The following is a 25280-nucleotide window of genomic DNA, read 5'->3' as shown; positions in this document are numbered from 1 at the left end:
CTTGTATTTATCCATTTTATACTTTACATTTGCCAATAAATAAAAAAATAACGATGGCAGATAATTATATAGAAAGACAACAGGAACAATACGAAGCCCGAAAAGCTGCTTGGAAACAAGCACAAAAATATGGTAAGAAGAAACCAACAACAGTACGTCCGGCTGAATCGAAGTCTCACACTTCAACGGTTTCAAAACCGGAGGACTCAAAAAGAAGAGTATTTATAACAGGCGGAGCGGAAGGAATAGGCAAAGCAATAGTAGAAGCTTTTTCCCTGGCTGGAAATCAAGTTGCCTTTTGTGATATAAACGAAACATCGGGACAGGAGACTGCGAAGGCAACTGGGGCTATATTCCATAAAGTCGACGTAAGTGATAAAAACGCGCTTGAAAGTTGTATGCAAACCATTCTTGCCGAATGGAACGATATTGATATTATTGTCAACAACGTCGGTATCAGCAAATTTTCTTCTATCACAGAAACAAGTGTAGAGGATTTCGACAAAATTCTTTCTATTAACCTGCGTCCTGTATTCATCACTTCCCGGCTGCTTGCCATCCATCGCAAAAATCAGCCCTCTCCTAACCCATACGGCCGAATTATAAATATCTGCTCTACACGTTATCTGATGAGTGAACCGGGAAGTGAAGGTTATGCAGCGTCGAAAGGTGGTATCTATTCTTTGACTCATGCATTGGCTTTGTCTTTATCTGAATGGAATATCACAGTAAATTCGATTGCTCCGGGATGGATACAGACTCATGATTATGATCAACTCCAACCGAAAGACCACTCACAGCATCCTTCACGCCGGGTAGGTAAACCGGAAGATATTGCCCGCATGTGTTTATTTCTTTGCGAAGGAAACAATAATTTCATCAATGGAGAAAACATCACTATTGATGGGGGAATGACGAAAAAGATGATTTATATATCTTCGGACGCAACATAAATATCATTACGAATTCATGTTATATACTTCTGGATACAAAACAGATAAAGCTTTGTAAATAGCTGAATTTATTTCTATATTTTCAGAGCCCTTTTCTAATTTTATCCCGGGTTCTTTTTGAGAAAGATAACTCCTCATACTCCGCCCATCTGTAAAATGATAAGCATCGAAAGCCATATCAATATATCCCCAATATTGATTTAATGGATGTTGTAAAGTTGCACCACGTACTCCATTTATATATGATTTCCAATTAGGATTACCAGTGCAGAACAAATCATTGGTTTTAATGGCTTCTACCATACAAATTGCTCTAAGAGCAATACTATTCATTATCTCCTTCAAATCAATATCTAAACTCATATCATAGAACTTGTCTAAACAATAAAGTTTCATTTGTTTAGTACTTGTTATATTTCCGTGCACCTGCCATTCTTGGTGGGTATCATATCTATATCCTAATTCCCATAATGAAAAAAGAAAATCCAAATTACCCACTGTTCCGGCTTCTAATCCTATTTGCAATTTGGGATGTATCTCCGAGCTGTATAAAATATCCAGAACATCAGTCCTTGCATATTCTTTTAATTGCTCAAGGATAATATGTGAATCTCCAGAATTGAGACAAAGTAGTGCCATCAAAAAAGTATCATGTGGAAGAGTATTCCATAATGACAAAACCTTTTCTTCAGCTGTTCTACCTTCTATATCGTTGCATCCCCATGCCGGACGCTGTTTTCTTATAGCATAACCCAAAGAACTAAAAGTGTCTGATAGTTCCGATTTCTTAAAAATAGAATCAGCCTGTTCTAAAAGACTAACTGTTTTTCCTTTTATACGAATATCAGGCACTTCCAACTGTGGATATAGTAACTCCTCCCATTTTCCGCATTTTTTCAATGCAGCCTCACAAAATATCCAATAATCTCTATAATTAGTAATTGCGTTATTAGCAATACAAAGCCATACATTGGTTTTATATTCAAAATATACCGAAGTATTAGATAACAAAGACTCAATAGTATAAATTGACTTTATAAAAGAATCAACAGAATTAAATAATTCCGCTATCAAATCAGGACGTCCTTGTTCATATAAAGTAAAAGATAGCCTTGAAAGAGTGGCTAATTTTTTATATACTACATATTCACACTTGTCTCTTATAGTTTCTCTATCCTTACGAGTTATCTGATATCCGTGTTGTAAGAACAGAACTAAAAAGCTATTTGGGCTACTTTTTCTGCTATTTTTATTGAATAAATCAAGGTGAAACACTATCTTTGTAACAGATATAATAATATCTATTATAATCATATTTGTTACTTATCAGATACAATGATATGTCTTTATTATACAACTTTGATATAGATACGCCCGAAGATATTCTGCAGTTACTTGCCTGCAATTTACAAAAGAGGCGATTGGAGAAAGGACTTTCAAGAGATGCTTTATCCAAGTTAAGTGGCGTTCCTTCTCCCACTATAGCTAAGTTTGAACAGAAGTTTTCTATTTCATTGAGCTCTTATGTGGCATTAGCAAAAGCATTAGGATATTCCAAAGACGTAAAGGCACTTCTTGCAGAACCACTTTACAGTACAATGGAAGAATTGGACGTTATCAATAAAAATAAAAACAGGAAGCGAGGAAGAAATGAAATTAGTAAATAAGTTATCAGTACTTTATCGTGATCAAAAGATAGGAGAACTTACCATGACACACGATAACCGATGCTGCGCTTTCCAGTATGATAAGAAATGGCTGATATCAGGCTTTTCTATCTCTCCATTAGACTTACCATTAGAATCTAGTTTATTCATCGCCAAACCAGAACCTTTCTGGGGAAATTTTGGAATATTTGAGGATAGTCTCCCTGATGGATATGGTCGTTATTTGTTGAATCGTTTACTCAAAAAACAAGGTATAAATGATGCTTTGCTTACACCTATTCAGCGATTAAGTATAGTGGGAATTTCGGGAATGGGAGCACTTAGTTACGTGCCGGAATCTTATATTGGAGAAGAAAAATCTCTACCTGACTTGGACAACTTACAACAAATGGCTCTGGAAGTACTTTCAGAAAAATCTGAAGAAGGCGAAGATATTTTATATTTCAATAGTGGTAATTCCGGTGGCTGCCGTCCTAAATGCTTGTGGCATGACTGTGAAGGTGCATGGTTAGTGAAATTCCGCCATACATATGATCCGAAAGATATGGGGAGAATGGAATATAAATATAATGAAGTAGCCCGTAAATGTGGAATAAATGTTCCTGACTACAAGTTATTAGATGGCAAATATTTTGCCAGCAAGCGTTTTGATATAGAAAATGGAAAACGACTACACATTGCTACTGCTGGTGCGTTACTCAATGAATCAATATCAAATCCAAAACTAGATTACAAAGTATTGCTACACTTAACAGGATATTTGACACAAGATTCACAACAAGTTGATGAAATGTTCCAACGCATGGTATTTAATGTACTTACAGATAACAAAGACGACCATGTCAAAAATTTCAGTTTTATTTGTCGCGAAGGAAAATGGTCATTAGCACCTGCTTATGATTTAACTCTCTGTAAAGAGGGGTATCACGGTGAACATGCTACTTCAGCAAATAACAAAGGAAATCCGGATATTGAAGATATGTTGGCGGTCGGTGAAAGTATCCGTATACCCCGAAGAAAAGGAATGGAGATCATCAACCACATGATTAATCATTGCCAAGAGATTCTTTCAACACGTTTCGAGTAACTTCCGCTCCTGTCTTCACAATCGAAACTGCGTGATGGAACTCCAACATATCATACGTATCGCCGGAAATTTGAATTAAGATATCCGGCTGACAACGTTCTATCTGGTAACGAGTGATTTGTTGCATCATCATTCTCGAAGATTCTGTCAACAGATTATAAGGAGATATTTTCTTTTTCTTTCCGGTTTCAATGGGTGCATTCACATCGACAGCTATCAGAATGTCTCCTTCAGTGCGTTGCACATGACTCAATGGAAGAGGATTCAGAATACCTCCATCAATCAATACCATACCGTCTTTTCTTAATGGACGGAAAAGCATAGGGATAGAAATAGACGCACGAATAGCTTCATGTAAGCTCCCTCTGTCAAACCTGACTTCCTGATCGCGGACAATATCCGTAGCCATCGCTACATAAGGGACAGGCAGGTCTTCGATATTCATATCCGGAATAATTTGTTTCAGTTCTTTAATAAAACGGTCACCTTTCACTAATCCATCCCGGCTTAAGGTAAGATCCGCCAATTCCCACATCTTGCGTTTGTCCCAACTAAACAGCCATTCTTTACATTCTTCCATTTTTCCTGAAGCATACATTGCTCCCACCATTGCTCCCATAGAACTTCCTGCAATGGAAGTAATCTCAAAGTTGTGACGAAGTAATTCTTCAATTACTCCTATATGTGCTATTCCACGTGCTCCCCCCATAGAAAGGACTAATGCTACTTTTTGCTTATCCATATCATATATATTTCTGTTAGCCATCTACTAAATAACACATTTCCTGCGAAAAAGATGTTTAGTAATCGTGAAGAAATAAATTATAGCAGTGTTTTAGGGGAACTAAAGCATAGCTTTAGATATGATAAAGCTATGCTTTGTCAGTTGCAAAGCATAGCTCTATTATATTCTTTTATTATCCCGGAGATTTTCCGGTTATGTAGAAGGTTAAGGGTTTACCCTCATTTTATTTCTTTTCTTGAGCTTTCTTTTCTGCGTTTCGCTTATTCACATAATCTTTGAACATCTGACGCCAGTTGCGACCATGCTCATTGAAATACTGTTCGCATTTGGTTTTATAAATTTCGAAGATAGCAGATATCTGCTTCATATTCTTGTAGTCAATAGCCTGTTCGCGAGCTAGTTTCAACTGTTCCAAGACGAAAGCCGTTTCCTCTTCCGTCATATTGGGCACAATGGCCTGATAACCTTTCAAGGTAAAAGCAACTTTACCTACCGTGTATTTATCCAGGATTTGTTCAATCTGTTCTTCCGTCAATACTCTGCGCAAATCTTTCATTAACCTTTCATGCACTTCTTTCGGCATAGCGGAATCTGCAATCATTTCACGGTCGAGTTTAGAAAGCGGTTTGCCTGTCAGAGGATTGATACCTTCGGGGATTGTTGTATAAGGGTGTTCATTGTGCCAGTCACGCACTTTACGAAGATGATTATAAATGGCAGTTACTGCAAAACCTGCCTTCTTATCATCGTTCAACTCTAAAGAAGCTACCCAGTCGATGGCTTTCTTTTCGAGAGAAGCATCTGATTTTAAATTAGCATAAGCCTTCTTGTCAAAATAAGCAGCTACCTTGTCAAAAGAACGGATGGCTCCTTCGGGAAGCAAAGCTCCTTTTTCGCCAAAACTATACATAGCGGATTCCGGTTCAATGGTGACCTTGCTTTCATCCAACATCTTTTTATCCAATTTGAATACTTCTGCGAAGAAATCATAAACAGCATTCCGCTTATTCGGACCAAAGTCATGTTTCTCTTTGGGAAGATGTACATTCGTTACTTTATCTTTTGCCTGATAGAATCCATAGATTCGTTGCAGATAAGGAAATTCAAGAGCAGGAACACTGGCCGTCCAGTCGCCACCATCCGATACAATCAGTTGCGGACGAGGAGCAAAAGTAGCGGCTAATTCCGCATTACAGGTTCCTCCTGCAGATAATTGAATAGGCATTCCGCTTTCGCAGGGACAGCCACCGTCAAAGTGAGAAGCCAGGCTCACCACCGGAGCTGAAGCGGTGAAACGATCATCCAATACGCTCAACAATACAGTATGGGTACCTCCACCCGAACCACCATTCGTACCGATACGGCTGGTATCAATGTCCTTACGGGAAGCAAGCATGTAGTCAAGAATCAGTAAGCCGTTCATTGCCTGAATAGTGTGTGCCGCACTACTACGGTGTGCCGCACTGCCTACTTGCAAAGCCGACTCTCCCCATCCGAACAAATCATAGTCTACACAAACAGCTCCCATACGTGCCAAAGTTCCCATACGTTGTTGTTGGTCTTCCCGATAACGTCCGCCACCAAAATGTCCGTTAGGGCAGATTATCAACGCATGTTTTCCTTTCGATTGGGGCGTATAGATAGAACCGCAAATGTATAATCCGGGAAGTGTTTCAAGTGCGAAATTCTGCACGGTATAGCCATCAAACTTACGTATCTTTGAAAGAATAGGTTTGGTTTTGACACATTGAGCCAACAAAGTATCGATACCTAAACGCTGACGTACCTCTTTTTTCAGAGAATCGGCACGAAGTTGAAAAGACTGTCGGTCTGTATAAAGTGTATTCAGATAAGCCAGCATCTTCTCTCCGTCTGCATCTGTACGACGTGGATACTCGTATGCTTTCAGCTTATACATATTTCCTTTCTGCTTAACAAATTTATAATCGAAAGGTGCCAATACATTCGTCAAGGATTCTTCCACGGAATAAGGACGAATACGGAAATCGGCATAAGGCAGCACTTTTCCCACCGTATCAATGTCATATTTCAAACGGACTCCGAAACGGTTCTGTATATCCGTCAGTACTTCATTCAAGGGACGGGCAAATTCCGTCTCGTATGTTTGCGTCTGGGCTTCGGCCGAAAGAGATGCGGCAAGAAGCATAGTAAAAAGGATTCGTTTCATTTATTTTTAATTTATGCTAGTTGTTTTTTCACCACAGATTACACAGATTTTCACAGATTTATTATTCTTATAATTTAGTCGAATTAAAAATCAGTGTTAATCTGTGGTGCTTTTAATTACTTCACCATTGATGATTACGTCATCCATCGTGATACGTTCACAATTTTCGAAGATACAATTCTGTTTCCCTCCCTGAATATGAATATCACGCAAAACGATGTCAGATATCGGCGCTTCTTCCAAGCCCACTATTTTGATCGGAGTCTTTACGTTTGTCACAGTCATTCCGCTGATATGTACGTTACGGAATATCGGAGTGCGTTCACTCTTAGGTTCGGCAGGCATTTTACTGTATTTCAAATTCAATACAACAGCTTCCTGTTTAATGTTGCTCATTACGACGTTGCTGACACGAATATCTTCAACGACTCCTCCCCTTCCACGGGTCGACTTAATACGGATTCCACGATCTGTTCCGTCAAACACGCAATTGGAAATAGTAACTTTACGCACACTCCCACTCATCTCGCTGCCGATAACAACGCCTCCATGACCGGAAAGCATGGTGCAGTTGGTGATAGTGATATTCTCGCAAGGTACTCCCAAACGACGGGCCTGCGCATCTCTTCCCGACTTGATTGTGATGCAATCGTCTCCTACTGATATATGGCAGTCGCTGATATGTACGTTGCGGCAGGATTCCGGATTCACTCCGTCCGTATTTGGTGAGGGCGCATTATCTATGGTGATCCCCTTTATGGTTACATTGTCGCAAAACTCCGGATTGACCGTCCAGAAGGGAGAATTTATGATTTTCACTCCTTCAATCTTTACTTTCTTACAACGAACGGGCTGAATAAACGGAGGACGGAAAAAGCGACGTTGCAATGTACTTACATAATCCTTGTTCGTTTCAGCATAAATCGCCGTCGTATCGTTTGCCACATCCCACATCGGCTGATATTTATTCACATCACGCATGCCATTGTCTTTCAAATCAATCATGACACGAAAGAACTCCATCCACCATTTCTTTCCTTGTCCGTCCAAAGTTCCTTCTCCTTTGATCGTAATATTCTCGGCATCTACCGCATAGATCAAAGGCTGAAAACTTTTCATCATCACTCCTTCATGGCGAACCTCGACAAAAGGAAGATAGTCATCAAAGTTATCAGAAAAGAGCAAGGTAGCTCCGGCTTCCAACTCCAGTGTAATATTACTTTTCAGATGGATACTCCCCGTCAGGTAAGTCCCGGCAGGAAAGAAAAGAGTACCTCCGCCACCACGGTTCAGACGGTCAATCGTTGAATTGATTAGCTTTGTATTAAGAGCCTTACCATTTGCTTTTGCACCGGCCTTCAGCATATCTACACGCTCGGCACGAAGAACTGTTGTTGCACAGAAGCAAAGAAAGACGATAAGAGTTGTTCGTAAATTCATAATCGATATTATTAAAGTATAATTTCATTGTTACCTTCTAAAAAATCATGCTAATACATTGTTTTTTAATTCTACAAATATATACAAAAAGGTTCTTTCATTTTGCACAAACCAATTGATATGTTCCGCTCTGTATCTCTTTCGGTTCTTTTTCTCCCGGGAGGTAAACGACAGCGGTAGTATTCACTGGAACAGACACGTTTAAAGTGAAAATCCCATTCTCACAAGTCCAGTCCACAGTAATGGTACCGTATAAAGTTTCATACGACGCTTTGACATATTTCAAATCTCCCACAGGTTGGGGAGCAATGATGAACTTCTGATAACCTTGTTTGGGAGTAGTAGATGGACGAATACCGACCAGTGAATTAAAAAACCATTCATCAATCTGTCCCATCATAAAGTGATTCCAGGAAGAACCTTGACGGGGGTCCCACTGCTCGGTCAAAGTTGTAGCGCCGAATTTCAACTGGAAACCATATCCGGGAGCTTCTTCATGATTGAACATCTTATAAATAAGTTCATGTTCTCCATTACGCGCCAATGTCTGAATCAGATAACGGTTTCCCACATCACCGGTAGTCAAACGGTTGCCATGTGCTTCTACATCTTTTATCAGATTCATAAATACTTTCTCATTCAGATCTGCATCCTGCGTCATTTGGAGGAATAGCGGAAGTGCATTACTGCATTGGCTTCCTGTACCATATTGTGCCGCATCTTTATGAAGAAAACATTTATTAAATGCGGCCATTATATCCTGTGCCAGCGAAGTATAATAACGAATGTCAAAGTCATTACCTAGCATTTTCGCAGCTTGTACCAAATACATGACTGTCATATAATAATGCGCAGTAGCCACCAATGGAACCGGTGTATTCCGTGAGAATCCCGCACGAAAATCTCCGTAATCATACCAGTCTCCCAATCCGAAAGAAAGAATACCTTTATCTGCACGAGTCTTGAGATAATCCACATAACGACGCATATTCGGATAATACTTCTTAATCAATGAATCGTCTCCATAAGTCTCATAGTACATAAAAGGGAAAATAACCAGAGAACCACCCCACTCCGGAGATTCGGCAAAAGCATCCATCCCCGGACCTTCAAAAATCACATATTCCGGAGCAGTTGTCGGCATAGCTCCGTTGGCATGTTGTGCATCTGCCATATTCTGCATAATCTGCGGAGCATAAGCTGTCAAATCATAGTTATACAACAAACCCGGACCATTCAGATGTACCTGTTCCAGCCATCCAAGTTTCTCACGATGCGGACAATCCGTAAACACAGACTGCATATTGCTGCGAACCGCTTTCTCAATCAATCGATGGGCAGCATTAAATATCTGATTGGATGATTCGAAAGTGGAAACTTTCCTGGCCGAATTATATACGAAACAGGATTGAATATTCTTTAATACAGGCAATTTATGCGGATTCTTCTGCCCTTTTAAGACAGCACCCTCTACCTGAACATATCTAAAACCGTAATAAGAGAAACGAGGGTGCCAAGTTTCATCTCCTTCCCCTTTCAGAGTGTATTCGTAATAGTGTTGACGCCCTGTCTGACGCTGATTGCAAGCACCTTCCTCTGTCAATGCTTCAGCTACAATCAAAGTTACTTTCTGCCCCCGTCTACCACGTATTGTTATTTCCGGAAAGCCAGCCAGATTCTGTCCCATATCCAACACAAAAGCAGAAGGATCGACTGTTCTCTTAGTTGATACAGAAGCTGCTGCAACTTGTTCCGCATTTAGTTTGGTTACTTTTTGAATATCATACCGTTCCATGATTTTCACCGGAGCCGCCATCTGTGGACGAAGTACTCCTTTAGGAGCTTCCTGTATGACTACCGGACGCCAGTGACTGTCATCAAAGCCAATCTGATTCCATCCTTTCTGTTCACGACGCGCATCATAATCTTCCCCTCCATATATGCAATTGAAAGTTACCGGACTAAAATCATATTTCCAGTCATTATCAGAATGAACCGTTGTACATGTTCCATCTTCGTAGTTAATGACCAGCTCAAATAAAAGTGTGGGAGGGCCAAAGCTGATCTGTAATTTGCGATAACGTCCCCCCTGCACATTATAGAATCCATTTCCTAATAAGATTCCTACGGCATTCTCGCCATGTCGCAATTGTTCCGTTACATCGTATGTATTATAGTAAACAGTTTTATCATAATCACTCCACAATGGAGCAAACTCACTGTTACCTATTTTTTTACCATTCAAAGAAAACTCATAGAATCCCAGGCCACAAACGTATGCCGTAGCCTCCACAATTTTCTTGCCCGGTTTACGGTTTGTACCCCCTTCTGTCTCATCTCCTACTCGGAATGTTCTTCTCAAACAAATACTTTTCTTTGCCAAAGTGTCCACTGCTTCCCAAGCCGCTTTCACTTCCGGTTTCTTCAACTCTCCACCGTGGAACTTACGCCCTTCCGGTAAATGAGCATTTTGTCGGGTAATAGCTCCAATCCATTTTCCTTCGGAATACTTTGAGGAAACAGCGCGGAACTTTGCTTCACGACTCCATTCAGAAGGTGTATCCGTTTCATCCCAAACACGAACACGCCAACTATAATTGAAAGGATTATCAGAAGCTATATTCACTCCTTCCGTTGCAATCAACTGACTCTGTGAAGAATTGACTTTACCGCTATTCCAAATTAAACGTCCTGTAAAAGCTTCCCGAATATCAATCTCATAGGCAGATTGTCGTGTCCCATTTTCCGGTGACTCCATCACCCATCCCAAACGGGGTGCACCTTCAACCACAACAAACCCTTCCTGCATTTCACAGGTGAGACGAGTGATTGTTATATTTTTCGCTTGTACAATACAAGGTAGACAAAGCAATATTAAAAGAAAATAATTTCTAAAATTCATCTTTTCATATATCTTTATTTGTTTAATAAATGATCATTCAAGAACATCCTCACAAACGATTCTTGTCAATGTATCCGCCTGCCCTACTTCCTTACCATCTACAAAAATGCGTAATCCTTTTCCACAATGATAACGATCACCATTCTTATCCCAAAGAATCGTCAGATTATGACCATGATATAATACATTATCCAAGCAGAACCAATCCCACTTGTCGGCAGGTATTAAGGGATTCACTTCAATAGTATTATCCAAACGCGGACGAAGTCCGATCAGCCCTGTAATTATCAAATCGTTGAAAGTGGAATGGTTATAATAACGGCTACGTTCCTGATCTCCTTTCAGCCAATAGCCGGTCACCTCATCCAAATATTCACCAATATAGGGACGACCACGATGGTACTGTGATTCCACATATAATTCCATCTGATGGAAATATACACTGTCAGACAATACAGTCTGCGGATAATTATTCATAAAGTTAGCCATTGCTGTCAATGTCTGTGCGGAAGCGAACGGCCAGATAGCACCGTCCCACTCACATTTGCCTACTCCACGTGTACGGAATTCCGGATGACGACGTTCTGCGGTTGTCAGTCCATAAGGAGCAGAGAAGCCTTTTTCATCCATAATTTCTTTCCAGGCAATTTCATACTTTTGGGTAGTATCCGGCAGGTTGAAATACCAGGGAATATATCCGATTGCTTCACGCACATTCGCAGAAGAGTCCGTACGCATCGTTTCAAAAAACTGATGACGTGTATTCCACAATTCATTTTCTACCAGATTTTTTAAAGTATCTGCTCTCATGCCATATTTCATAGCCATCCCCTCATCACCAGAAAGAATTCCCATGTATGAAAGTGCTTTGGCATTGCCATACATATAACTATTAATTGTCGGCCGGGCATATTTCTTCTTCCGTCCCCCACTGATTGATTCTTCCATACCATCCTGTACGTCACCCTGCCAATACAATCCGTTCTTCAAACGGTTTGTACGTTCCCAACGCTGATATTCGGTTTCCAGATCTTTCTTCATATCCAGCAGATAGTCCTTATCACCATCTACCATGTAACGAGCCAGTAGAGCATCCGCATTCCATGAGCTGAACTTATCCATTTTCTTCATCGGACCGCCATCATTACCACGATACCATGTATGAATAATCTGATCTAAATATTTCGGATCACGCAACCAACGGCTTTCATAAATGTGATGTCCAATTGCACAAGCAATCAAATTATATTTATCAGAATAAGAACGCTGAACGAGAAACTCGGTCATGCCATATCCAACAGGAGTCTCTTTGATATGCTTACGGATTGACCACCAACGATAATAATACATTTCTTCAAAGTTATGTTGCGGACACTCGAACAAAGGAATATTTTCCTCCATCCATTCCGAAGCTTTTGCATTGGGAATTGCCTGAATAATATTTTCGTCTTCCATACTATTGAAATAGTCTGCATAATGACTGAAGTCAGCATACTTTAAAAACACAGAAGACGAATCCTTATCTGTAGAAGAAGTTTTCACATTGGCAATGCCATATTCAGCTAATGGATCTTGCGCACCTGCATTCGGCAGATCATAAGTCTGGTCGGCAGGAGTATCTACAGTCGGGAATGTACGAGGTACGCCAGTACGGAATACGATTCGTTCGACAGCAGCCACAGGCGCATAGAACATACGCAGCCCTACTCTCTTGCCATCTACATATACTTGAATATTACGATCAACAGTAGAAAGGACTGCTTCTACATGATAAACCTTTCCTGCTTCATATTTCATCATATTTGCAAACCGGGAGCCGCCTTTCATTCGGAAAATACCATCATCAGTAAGTTCCATACGAGAACAGGCGATTCCATTCTCATCCAAAAATTCAATCTGGAGTGTACCTTTATCATTTTGGCCGGCTTTCAAATCAAATGATACCTTCAATTCTTTAGAAGCCGGAATTTTACGTTCCACTTTGGCATAATCAAAGGGATCTTTATCCTGCAACTTCAACCATTGACCTTCCAAAGAAACAGGAGCCCAAACCGGAGAATAAATATTCCAGTCAGTCAGTTCCGCAATTGATTTATTTTTAGAGAAATCATCATCCGCATGTGCTGAAGCATTTATTTCCACCGGGACAGGAATACGGGAAATCCACATATCTTCCTTGTTCACACTGTAAGAAACCCACAAATCACCATCAGCAGGTACCCCATTGCCTTCCTGAATGCCACGTGGATATTGAGGACCGTATGATTTATAATTTCCTCCATAACGCATGGGAGTGATTTCACCATGCACCAGATTCAATGTTGTATATTCCAATCCATCTTTACTCAAAGATATAGCCAGCGGCCAACGGAATTCCGACGGATTATATACGGTAGCATATGTACCATCACTTAAACGCTGTCCCCAAATTTTCGCGTTACTATTGACGAAACCTTTTGCACGAAGCACAGGTTCTGCCCAAGTATGTCCGCCATCCTCACTGATAGAGGTAAGCGCATGTTTCCAAAGGCTGGCAATACGTCCGTCCGGCAATGTATAACAATTGAATGCCTTGTATCCTTTCTTCAGCGGGAGGATAGGATCTTCACGGTCGGCTTCTTCCACCCACTGCATCATATACAACGGATTGTCGAGAATTTCCTGGCAAGCCTTCACAAACTCACGATCCTTGCTTTTCTTAAAATACGGATAATCAGTATTCTTTTCATTAAATCCATGATTATAATAAATGAAATAGATCGGTCCGTAAGAACCGTCTTTCTTTATTTCACGAACCACCCGGCCAATACCGTTTCCATCATTGGGATCATCTTTTTTATCCAAAGCAACTCCATAATTTCCCATTGTAATCAGCCTGCCGGATTTAGAAACATAGAATCCGACACGCTGGTGCATAATGGCAATCAGATCTTTGGCTTGCACACCCGGACGAGACTCTTTGGTATATCCATCAGGAACTTGATAAGGAGGAAACACAATTTCCGGATTTGTCCAGCGATATCCATCCTTCGATGTCATCAGAAAAGTCTGTGAAGGCGGTACGTGTTCGTCAGAAGGATCTGCCAAGTACTGATAGAAAAACTGTCCATTCCAATAAGCCAGCATCGGCTGGTGATTATACGTCCATCCATTACCGTTCGAAGCATCGGGATGTTCACGATTGGCACGCACCAACTGAATGTTATGTACTCCGACTACCGGAGACAGTTGTCCGTCGTGACAAGCCGGGTTCGATAATTCTTTTCCTGTATAATGAATTCTATCTTGTGCAAAGGCTGTAGTAGTCAACCAACCGGCAACCAGTACAAAAAGAATTTTAGCAGAGTTGTTCATGATCTATTTCTGATTTAAATTGTTTCCGGATTTATTTCTTTTCTTCCAGCAATGCTTTTACGACTGATTCCGGAGCCGTAAATATGGTTCCATGCTTATGCCCTACAGGGATGCTTACCTCTTCTGTTACATCTGTAAAGTTCCGGAAATCCTTCGTACGCATAGCGCCATATATTTTCCTCTTATATACATCAAAGTAGATTAGATAATCATCTCCCACTTTCTCTACAGACGGTCCTTCTACAAAGGATTCAGTGAAAGGCTGGGATGCGGGCGAATAAGGACCGGTCATAGAATCGGAAAAAGCGATTTTCAGATTACGTTCCGGACGGGTGTTATCCTTGAGTACCATTACATAGTCATTCTTCGCCCGTTTCACGATAACGGCATCAATGGAACTGAATCCCGGATCGTATAAAAGTTTTGCTTTCGAAACGGTTTTAAAATCTTTTGTCGTGATATAGTATAAACGATGATTATTGTTCTCTTCTTCTATCCCCTTTTCAAAACGTCCGGGGACACAGGAAGCCCATACTACCATAAACTGATCGTTCTCGTCGTCATAGAAAATTTCCGGAGCCCATACATTTACAGTAGTCGGTTCGTCTGCCATTACAGGAATCATCTGTTGTTCCGACCAATGGATCAAATCTTTGGAATGCGCGTAACCAAATCCTAAATCACCTTTCCAACTTGTAGTCCAAACCAAATGGTAGGTTCCATCCGGAGTACGTACCATCGAGGGGTCCCGCATAAGCTGATGCTGTCCCAATTCCGGTTTTAGCCAAACTCCCGGAATACTGTCCCAATGCATTCCATCCTCACTATATAAGTATCTCAAACCCTCATCAGCCGGTTCATGAAACGAAGTGAACACATAATAGTCTTTGTTCCCCCCACAAGAAGCCAGAAACAGAAGACTTATTGCGGCTAATGTATTTCTTAACTTTTTCATTTGTATATTCTATATTTGTATCTTTTATACAAAGGAGACGATGGAAAGCGCCATTTGTACTCAAATATACTAGAAGAATCATTAGATTCAAAATTTATATACGATAAAAGGGCGACTCTCCGAGCCACCCTTTCCACCATCAAACAAACTAACCATTTACAATGGGAAAGAATTTCACTTCTTTTTATAGTATCTTATTTTTTAATTATAAAGAACCTCCACGGGCTTTTACACGTTTGTACCATTCTTCACGTTCTTTCTTCAAGTCATATCCACGTTTAGCCAGATAGTTATTGATACGTCCTTTGTATTTTCCGAAAGCTGCGTGTTTCTTATTCGAATTTTCTGCATCCAACGCAAATTCACGAGCCTCTATCAACCAAGCATAGATTTGAGCTTTTTCTTCTTCTTTCAAAGTAGGAATCATGTCCAAATGTGAGTCATAAGTCACTTTTACCACTCCATAAGTCATGCCATCTTTAACAGCTTCTATTTGCTTTTCATCAAGAAAGAGAGATAAATCGGCAGGAAAAGCGAAATGTGAACGATATAGTGCTGCATCTTTTTCATTTTCCGCAGCTTTCAAAGCTTCATTTTTAGCCTCACCAGTCAACCCGGATTCTTTTACTTTCTTGACTTTCGCATCGCGTACCTCATAAATATCATTTAATTCGAAGTAACGATTGGCTATGACATTGCGGACGTCTTCGGCTATTTTCGCATCTGTAAGTCCGAGTTTATCAACGATCTTTTGTGATCGGCTGACAATAGACTTTACATATTCAGGATCACGATTCTCTTTATTTAAGTCGACTGCCTGTACAGACATCCAACCGGATATAAAAAGCAATGATAGTATCAGTATCTTTTTCATAATTACATTAATTTTCCTTTTTCAGCCAATGTATCGTAGTTGTTCTTCATATCTCTCCAATCTACTTTATGCTTTGTGCTGATACCGTTGATGTATTTTTCAATATTCGTATATCCGTCACCAGTACAGTCCTTATTGGCATCACTCGGGTCATTCGGATTCAAGCCATTAGCAATTTCCCATTCATCCGGCATACCATCACCGTCTGTATCTACATAAGGAGTACCTTTATATTCAGGATAACCACCCATCTGGCGAATATCAGTAATAATACCCTGCTTATAAGAATCTTTCGGTAAACGACGATACTTGAACTGTCCGTCCTCACCCATTGATTTAGGAGACAAACCGGTAAGATCGCCGTATGCATCTTTGGGAAGTTTCTTTTCATAATAAGGAATACCTGTTCTAACTTCTTCAATCACACGTTCGTCAACAATATCACGACAAGGAATATTCGCACCTACATGTTTCAATACATAGTCATAAGCATCTTTGGCTCCCATGATATTGATATACGGCATCTCGAATGGCTTATAGCTACGCATGTATTCAGTATATCCGTCAGTATTCGGCTGGTCTTCAATCTGAATACCGCCATTCCAGTTGTCTTTAGTTATTTCAGGATAGCCTTCCATTATATTTCCGTCGGCATATACTCGCCCATATTCTTTATGATCCAGCTTACTACGTCCTGCTTCCGGTTTCAAGATACGATGTCCTACATTGGAATCCTTAGGAGTAGCAGGTCCCGGTTTGTAGTAGTTGTTAATCATATTGAACATAGCGGTATAATCACCACCATCAGAAGAACGGTGCACCCAATTGAATACTACATTATTAACGAAATTGAATATACCATTCCAACCGATAGAAGGATTACGTCCGGAGTTACTAGCCCAAAGGTTACGGGCAAATGCACAGTTCTCACCACCTAACGTACTACCAAATGCATGATTGTATGTATCCAACGCTTTTGCCGAGATAGTATTTTGAATAGTTACGTTTACAGTAGGAAGTTTCAAGTCTTTGCTTTCATATTGTCCTTCACTCGGGTCGTACATGTGGCGATAGAAAGAAATGTTTTCATCCAATCCCCATGTACAGGAGCAGTGGTCGATCATTATATTACCAACAGGATTACCTCCGAAAGAGTCATCACGATGCCATACTTTCGTTTCTCCACGACGGAAACGCATATGACGTACCACCACATCATGTGTATCTACCCAAAATGATTCTCCAGCAATACAAACACCATCTCCCGGAGCTGTTTGTCCGGCAATAGTTACGTAAGGAGCACGGACGATAATCGGAGATTCCAGACGGATGATACCAGCAACATTAAATACGATAATACGTGCACCACCAGTTTCACATGCTTCACGGAAAGAGCCCGGTCCACGATCATTCAGATTTGTGACAGTTATCACTTTACCTCCACGACCACCAAAACTGTACATACCACCACCTTCAGCACCTGGGAATGCAGGAATATCAGCCTGCGGCAAATCGTACGGACGACCAGCCCAAGGAATATATGGACGTCCTTCCTTCGCTTCTTTCTGTACTATTGGAAGTGCCTTCGCCCATGCTTCATCAGAGCGTTTCCGCTCTTCGGTCATCATTTTTGTATAGTTTTCTTTGGCTTCGCCAGATATTTGTGGGTATTGCGCCCATGCAACGGTCGGAGTCAACATTGTTGCAGCAAAAACTGCTAAAAGTACCTGTTTCTTCTTCATTTTTATTTGGTTTTGTGAAGTTGTTAATTCAAAAATACAATAATAAGACGAAAGAAGAAAAGATTTGTAATCAGTAGAGCCGAATTTATTATCTTAAATATGTTTTTTCCCTCAGAACCCATATTCCTATCAAAAAAATAACGTCTCCAATCCTCTCATTCAAGAGATATTAGAGACGTTATCAAGATAAATCAGATATTATAAATTTATTCTGCTAATGGATCAAAAGTACCGTTAGCACCACCATTATTATAATCTGCCCAACCAATAGTCTGTGGCAATGTCTGATTAGCCTTTTGAGCTCCTTCCGCAAAACCTAGGAAGTAATATCTAGGAAGAAAATTCATATATTTAGGTGTATGATCAGTAGTATATGCATCACCTTTCTTCATTTTACGCGTCAAATAAGTATTATAAAACTCAACTAACTTATTCTGTTGACTGGAAATATCCGCTTGTCTCAAATCTAATGCATCCGGACGTGTTACATCTTTTAAAGGGTCTGGATTTACTCCATTTATTTCCCACGATGTACCACCAAGCCCTTTACTCTCATGAGTACTACTAACACGGAATTCAAGATTATCACGGCGTTGCCCATTGAGTTGTTTAAAACCTAAATAAGTACAAGTGTTTCCATTCCAACCAGACGGAACCCATGTGTCAGGAGCACCTTCTGCTCTTTCTGCACCACCATCAAACAACATCCAACGGCGTAAGTCATCAAAACGTTTTCCTTCATAAGCCAATTCAATCTGACGTTCGTACAAGATGGCAGCAAAACATGCAGCTTGGTCACCTGACAAGTTGGTCTGTAAACCGAAATTATTTGCAGATGTATATCCTACACGAGCACGTATCTTCTTCAATTGTTCAACAGCTACTCCCATTTCACCAGCACCACATGCTGCTTCTGCATAATTCAACAACACTTCAGCATAACGAATCTCCAAATATGGGCTGCCACTAAATTTAAAACCATTTGCTTGACTAAATTTATATCTGGCATTCGAATTCACATCTAAATCATCCGAACGTTTACGTATATAGAAACCTTTAGCATTTGTCAACAAGTTATCCGCACCATAAGTATTAGAGCTACTAGCCTCTTCATTATCTCTATCACTCTCATTAGCATACCAAACATAATTCCACAAATTATACTTATCCCCTGTATAAGGATTATTATTGCTTGCGTTCTTAGGATCACCACTGAAAGCCCAACGTACTCCAGGGAAAGCAAACGTCCGATAAAAACGAGGATCACGATTGGCAAATGGAACATTTTTATCATAAGCAACAGAAGATTGCTCTAGTGTAGTATAAGTATTGCACGTAGAAGGTCTTTTTCCATCAGCCATAGGAAACATATCAACCATCATAGCAGAAGGAGTTTTGCCACCACCTCCCATGGCATTTGATGGCCGAATACCATGTTCCCATGAGTTGTTTTTACTAAAATCAGGTACTCCACCAGTGGCTATATCATTATATAGCGTTACGAATACAGCTTCTGTATTGCCATCAACCATTGAAAAAACATTCGCCCAACCTGAAGCATTAGCTCCGGCATTACTTTCATTAGCTAAACCATATCCACAAGCATTTATTCTGGGTAAATCAGCAGTGATTTCATTATAAGCCTTCCTCCAACGTTCTACATCATTTTTACGGTTAAACAACGGACTTGCATATAACAAAAGAGTCCGTCCTTTCAATGCCAGTGCTGTACCGGAAGTAACACGTCCAAAATCACTTGAAGGCCACCCTCCATTTTCGGTAAACGGAGCAAGTAACTGCGCTGAACGCTCTAAATCCTCACAAATAAAATCAACACATGCTTTTGTTGTAGAACGAGGAGTGATTGCCCCTGCCACTGGTTCCTGTACTTCCGTAATTATAGGCACTCCACCATACCATTTCACTAAGTTGTAGTAACACCATGCACGAAAGAAATAAACCTGTCCGAGTAACTGATTCTTTTCTTCTTCTGAAAGAGTACTATTTTCTATACCATAAATAACATCATTGCAATTACGAATACGTCCCCAAACACTTGCCTGAATATTATTACCACTATTATGAAAATAATCAGGAACCGTATTGTTTCCACTCTGACTGGTCATCGGAGCGTCAGGATCTACGAATGATCCGAATCCACTATACTCTTCTGTAGACTTAGACTGTAAATCGGCTGCTCCGGTACTATTGTATTTCCAACTTGGTTCGGAACTCGTATTAGGCAAGCACCAAGCATATATATCATCTACACGTGCTTTTGCGCCACTGAATGTATTATATGTACTTGCGTCAACATAGTCGTAATTCTTTTTATCTTGCAGAAACTCATCACTACATGAAGTGAAAGCACCTATCGCCATTAAAGCAACACTGAAAGCTATTATATTTTTTCTTTTCATCGTTATTTCTTTTTAGAATGTCACATTTACACCAATAGTAAACTTACGCAAAGTAGGATAACTACCATAAGAAGTCATAGGATCTATAAAATTATCAGGATAAGGATTATAGAAACTAAATAAGTTTTGTCCTGTTACATTGAAACGACAACTTTCGATACCTATCAATCTTGTAAACTTCGATGGTATGGCATATGCTAATGTTAAGCGATTCATGCTAACGCGAGTTCCACTCACTCTCCAAAATGTTGAATTCACACTATTAACACTACCCCATCTTAAGTTAGGATATTTTGCATTGCGATTAGCTTTTACAACCACATTACCTGACGCATCAACTACATCATTATAAACAAACATATTATCTGTATTCCAGAAGGATGGCATATTGGTATATTCCAAGTCTGTATACGAACCCGATCCTGAACCAACCATATTACCGATCTTAAGTGCCGATGTTGGGACAAAACTATATCCTCCCCAACTTGCGCTTATCTGTGCAGACAAAGAAATACCTTTCCATTCTGCACTCAAATTTGTAGTGAAACCATAAGGATTACTTCGGTTTGACAAACGAACTTGATCATTTTCATAACTTACAACTCCATCTGGTCCAGCATAGGTTCCATCGGTCTGTTCTGCACCACGAATATCCTTATATATTAACATACCAGGTTTTACATTATCCTTAGTCATACCCATATATGATGTAATATTATATTTGGTGAAATATTCATCTATATCTTGATAACTACGGAACATACCAAGACACTGCATTCCCCATGTTCCCATATCGGTACGACTACCCTCATGAATCTTCATATAACGTTGGTTGGTTTCCCAGTCCATCATGAGTACCTTATTATCCGTATACCCGGTATTCACAGACACTTTATATTTAAAATCTTTTCCTATTTTATCTCTCCAAGTCACAGATAACTCCATACCATATGTATCCAACTCTCCATAATTAAAATTCGCAGACTGTGTTCCTACCGTACCCGGAATAGAAGCTGAATATGGGAGTAACATTTCGCGATTCCACTCATAATAACCATCAATATTGAATGATAAACGGTTATTCAACACATTGAAATCCAAACCAAAGTTTGCTTTATATGACTTATCCCAGTGTGCATCACGGTTTACAGCAGATATTTCTTTATTAATAGTTATATGATTACCAGAGTTTGTTGATGTATTAACACCAAATATAGGTCCTTTATCTTTATCAACCGCATAGTTCTGCATCCATTGCCATGCTTTCGTATTATCCCGACCTGTTAAACCAAATGAAGCTCGTACTTTCAAATAATCAACCCATTTCACACTCTTTGTAAACCATTCTTCTTGTGATATAATCCAACCAGCAGAAACTGAAGGAAAAACTCCCCAATAATTTTCAGGAGCAAACTTGGTTGATGCATCCGAGCGAAGCAGGAACTCAAACAAGTACTTATCAGCATATGCATAGTTCACACGACCAATATATGATAATGTACCAGACTCTGCACGTTTAAATTCTGTAGTAGATGCACTATTATATTGAACTAGATTCGATTGTCCATTGGTAAATTCATAAGGATTAGTAACCTGTCCCACTAAATATTCACTTTCAGCCTCTGATTTTTCAATAGAAAACAAAGCACCTATATGATGACTACCAAAATCACGGTTATAAGTTGCAGTGAAGTTCATCTGATAATTATCAGCACGGCTCATTGTACGAGACAAATAAGGATCCCCACTGGCATTGTTTATAGCTGAACCATTATTAGCTAGTAAGAAATTGTTTTCTGCCAGCAACTCTTCATAAAGAGATTCCTGTCCTTGGATAGGTGTATACAAATGATTTCCACTTCCAGCACGTTTGGACATATAATAAAGTTCATATGACGAACCATATTGATTGTTTTTTGTAGAATTGATACTCTTTGAATAAGAGAATTTTAGTTTTAACCCTTTCAACCATTTATTCCATCCAAAATCATATTCCAGTCCCGCATTAATGTTCATATTCGATGTTTCTGTTCTATTATAATCCCCTGCGTTTTGAAGCAGAGAAAATGAATAGTTTTGCGAAGAACTTACCTGTGAATTGCTAATACCATAAGGCACGATTGGAATACCATTCACTTCTTCAGGAATATAATATGGACGAACTAACAGAAGATTATAGTCTTTCTCGTCATTACTACCTCCAACCTTCACATTCGGTTTGTTTTTCTTTCCATAGTCACCTGAAACCTGAAGACTTGCTTTTAACCATTTACTAATCTTCACATCAACACCAGCACGATAGTTCCAACGGTTATAATCCAGATTACCTAAATTACCATCTTGATCAAAATAAGATATTCCTCCAAAATAATTAGCTCTTTCTGAACCACCGGTCATATTGATACTATGTTTTTGTGTCAATGCAGCTTTCCAGTATTTGTCCAACAAGTCATAATTCAAACCTTTCATTGCATTCAACTCGTCTGCCTGAAACAAATCATTTTGTAAATTAATAGATATATCAGTTGGATCAGCTGCACATACAGCATTCCAAAGTTGACCATATTGGTAAGCATTCAACATCTTAGCACGCGAAACCTCATCCACAACGCCAAAAGTTCCACTATATGAGATCTTAGGCGCACCTTGTTTACCTCTCTTAGTAGTAACCAATATAACACCATTGGCAGCACGAGCACCGTATACAGCAGCCGCAGCATCTTTCAAAACCGAAATACTTTCAATTACAGACGGATCCAAATTATTAAATGCTGTTGCTCCTAAATTTTCTGTAACATCACCAATTTTCACTTCTACAGGATAAATATACCCATCAATAACATATAATGGTTCTGAAGCAGTACCACCAATATCTGATAAAACATCATTTTGACGAATATTAATCCGAGCATTCTCACCAGGTCGCGCATCTCCACCACTAACGCTAAGTCCATTTACCATACCACTCAACGTACTTGCCAAGTTACCGGAAGCAAGATCCTGAATATCATCCATAGGTACAGTAGCAATAGCTCCTGTTAGATGCGCTTTTTTCTGCGTACCATAACCTACCACTACAACCTCATCTAACTGCTGCGTATCTTCTTTCAGTTCAATCTTAGTCTGCTTAAAATCTGATAATACCTGTGTTATATATCCTATATAAGATATTTCAACCTGTTTTCCGGATGGAACAACAACCATAAATTTACCATCCAAATCAGTTATAGTTCCAGTAGTTGTACCTACCACCTTCACAGAAGCACCAATAATAGGTTCCCCCGTCGTATCTACCACTACACCTTTGAATGTCTGTGTTTTCTGGGCAATAGCAGGCAAAGCCATTGTGAAAGCCAGAAATATGCCAAGACACATTTTGATTATATTATTTTTATGTTTCATCTTTATTGTATTATATATTACATTTAATATTACTCATACCAACGAGGGTCACCTGCTTTTTTTTCTGTAGCTAAACTAGCATTAGGCTTGAAATCAACTCCACCTTTAGCTTGTGTAAGGTCAAAACTAAGATCAATAGGTCCTTTAAAGTTAGGGTCCTCAAGTGTTGCATAAGGTTTGCCATTTGAATCCGTTCTTCCTCCAGTGTCATTATTTTCAGAAGCCCTTGTTATTCCCCAAATAGTATTACCATCTGTATATCTTTTAGCTTGTGACTGTATCGCTTGATATAAACGCCAGCAATCATAAAAAATATTATATTGTATAGTAGTGGTTAAAGTATTTGTATTAGGTAATTGATTCGCAAAATCTTTATTTGCCATTGTTTTACAGAAAGTATTATAGGTAATTGTTATACTACCAGTATTATCTGTATTTCCCCATGTTTTTTTAGGTTGGGCATTACTAGAACTACTATAGCGTACAAAATAACCACTACATGTAGTATTCAAATTATAAAATGTACTATTTTCAACTCGCAAGTCTTTAATCCATCCACCGCCATTAAAGTCGATAACAGAATATGATCCCTCGTTTTTCAATTGTACAATACAATTTGCAATACGGAAATCTTTCACACCATAGTTCTTTTTATTACCATAAATCAAACTATTAGGAATATTTCTAAAATTACATTCTTGAAATATAATAGGACTGTTAATTACATAAAATCCTGAATTAGCTCCATCATTTGTATACCCTAAAGCATCAGTCGTAATAGAAGCATCCGGATTTTCGCTTAAACAAAGAATCCCTTTTTGTGAGGACATATCTGTGCACTCAAAATTAATATACTTAATCTTTAAACCTCCCTGTGTCACAAGTCCCCCATTGGCACCAACTTTTATAGTCGGACGATTGTCTTTGTCTCCGCGGAATGTCACCGTATTCAGCTTAAAATCTGCTATATCATCTAATGTATAAACTCCTCCTGGCTCCAATACAAAACACTGCTCCTGATCTTGGTTAAAATCTTGAATATTAGCATTAACATAAGCTGCAATTTCATTGTTTTCATGAATAGTTGCAACTGCCGCAAATGCTTTGTAATCTTGAATAGTAGCTGTTTGAGCATCCTTATTATTTAATTTTTCATTACCCATTGTTTGTACAGTAACCTGATAATTAGTATCTTCTAATTTCGGGAATACCATTGAACTCCCGTCTACTATACTATCTGCTATTACTGCAACTGGATTAACTGGATCGTTCATATTATAAACATTCACTTTAAAACCACCAGCTCCCATAACAACAGGCCATGTTAGCTTCAAACTCTCTGACCCATCAGCATTAGTTAAGGTAGAGAAACTTATATTTTCAGGAGATTCCAACTGTGCATTTGTCACACCTCCAGAAAAGGTTTCATTATCATCAAAACCTTTAGCACAAGAAACGAATAAAAGAATTGCTGACAAGCTCCATAACTTTCCGGCAATCTTCATTTTAATCTTCATCTTACTCTTCATAGATTAAATTTTAATTTAAACA

The 25280-nt window shown here is 39.4% G+C and carries 15 protein-coding genes; 3 read left to right on the top strand and 12 right to left on the bottom strand.

The annotated features are described in order from the left end of the window. Positions 1-53: 53 nt before the first annotated feature. Positions 54-953 carry an SDR family NAD(P)-dependent oxidoreductase gene (locus I2I04_RS07515; RefSeq protein ID WP_195654705.1) on the top strand — a complete coding sequence of 300 codons (900 nt, stop codon included), beginning with the start codon at positions 54-56 and terminating at the stop codon, positions 951-953. Positions 954-959: 6 nt separating this feature from the next. On the opposite strand, the gene I2I04_RS07510 is transcribed toward I2I04_RS07515, so the two are convergent. Then, positions 960-2267: a DUF6035 family protein gene (locus I2I04_RS07510; RefSeq protein ID WP_195654704.1), complete on the bottom strand. Its 1308-nt coding sequence runs from the start codon at positions 2265-2267 to the stop codon at positions 960-962. Positions 2268-2293: 26 nt separating this feature from the next. Between I2I04_RS07510 and I2I04_RS07505 the strand changes: the two genes are divergently transcribed. Beyond that, positions 2294-2620 carry a helix-turn-helix domain-containing protein gene (locus tag I2I04_RS07505; RefSeq protein WP_120143600.1) on the top strand — a complete coding sequence of 109 codons (327 nt, stop codon included), beginning with the start codon at positions 2294-2296 and terminating at the stop codon, positions 2618-2620. Continuing rightward, entirely contained in the window at positions 2604-3707 is a 1104-nt protein-coding gene (locus I2I04_RS07500) for a type II toxin-antitoxin system HipA family toxin (protein WP_195470465.1), read from the top strand. Before I2I04_RS07505 ends, I2I04_RS07500 begins: the two co-directional genes overlap by 17 nt. On the opposite strand, the gene I2I04_RS07495 is transcribed toward I2I04_RS07500, so the two are convergent. The 11 genes from I2I04_RS07495 to I2I04_RS07445 all read right to left on the bottom strand — a co-directional run bounded on the left by I2I04_RS07495 (position 3667) and on the right by I2I04_RS07445 (position 25258). Next, positions 3667-4473, bottom strand: a complete 807-nt coding sequence (locus I2I04_RS07495) for a patatin-like phospholipase family protein (RefSeq protein ID WP_143260112.1) — start codon at positions 4471-4473, stop codon at positions 3667-3669. The genes I2I04_RS07500 and I2I04_RS07495 overlap by 41 nt on opposite strands. Before the next feature lie 202 nt (positions 4474-4675). Then, entirely contained in the window at positions 4676-6640 is a 1965-nt protein-coding gene (locus I2I04_RS07490; protein WP_195654703.1) for a DUF3826 domain-containing protein, read from the bottom strand. 96 nt (positions 6641-6736) lie between these two features. Then, positions 6737-8080, bottom strand: coding sequence for a glycoside hydrolase family 28 protein (locus I2I04_RS07485; protein ID WP_195654702.1), 1344 nt, complete (start codon positions 8078-8080; stop codon positions 6737-6739). 97 nt (positions 8081-8177) lie between these two features. Beyond that, complete coding sequence (locus tag I2I04_RS07480; RefSeq protein ID WP_195654701.1) at positions 8178-10982, bottom strand: glycoside hydrolase family 78 protein; 2805 nt, start codon at positions 10980-10982, stop codon at positions 8178-8180. A 33-nt stretch (positions 10983-11015) separates the two neighbouring features. Beyond that, positions 11016-14336: an MGH1-like glycoside hydrolase domain-containing protein gene (locus I2I04_RS07475; RefSeq protein WP_195654700.1), complete on the bottom strand. Its 3321-nt coding sequence runs from the start codon at positions 14334-14336 to the stop codon at positions 11016-11018. A gap of 31 nt (positions 14337-14367) precedes the next feature. Continuing rightward, complete coding sequence (locus I2I04_RS07470) at positions 14368-15291, bottom strand: glycoside hydrolase family 43 protein (RefSeq protein ID WP_185911481.1); 924 nt, start codon at positions 15289-15291, stop codon at positions 14368-14370. A gap of 205 nt (positions 15292-15496) precedes the next feature. Further along, complete coding sequence (locus I2I04_RS07465) at positions 15497-16165, bottom strand: DUF3826 domain-containing protein (RefSeq protein ID WP_143260108.1); 669 nt, start codon at positions 16163-16165, stop codon at positions 15497-15499. A gap of 2 nt (positions 16166-16167) precedes the next feature. After that, complete coding sequence (locus I2I04_RS07460; RefSeq protein WP_195654699.1) at positions 16168-17907, bottom strand: thrombospondin type 3 repeat-containing protein; 1740 nt, start codon at positions 17905-17907, stop codon at positions 16168-16170. Between the two features lie 206 nt (positions 17908-18113). Beyond that, complete coding sequence (locus I2I04_RS07455) at positions 18114-20327, bottom strand: RagB/SusD family nutrient uptake outer membrane protein (protein ID WP_195654698.1); 2214 nt, start codon at positions 20325-20327, stop codon at positions 18114-18116. Between the two features lie 12 nt (positions 20328-20339). Then, positions 20340-23729 carry a SusC/RagA family TonB-linked outer membrane protein gene (locus I2I04_RS07450; RefSeq protein ID WP_195654697.1) on the bottom strand — a complete coding sequence of 1130 codons (3390 nt, stop codon included), beginning with the start codon at positions 23727-23729 and terminating at the stop codon, positions 20340-20342. A gap of 29 nt (positions 23730-23758) precedes the next feature. Beyond that, positions 23759-25258, bottom strand: a complete 1500-nt coding sequence (locus tag I2I04_RS07445; protein ID WP_195654696.1) for a DUF4992 family lipoprotein — start codon at positions 25256-25258, stop codon at positions 23759-23761. Positions 25259-25280: the final 22 nt, after the last annotated feature.

Origin of the sequence: Bacteroides sp. 1001136B_160425_E2, from assembly GCF_015559655.1 — a bacterium.
GTDB classification, from domain to species: Bacteria; Bacteroidota; Bacteroidia; order Bacteroidales; family Bacteroidaceae; genus Bacteroides; species Bacteroides luhongzhouii.
This window is presented reverse-complemented; position numbering and strand designations above follow the sequence as displayed.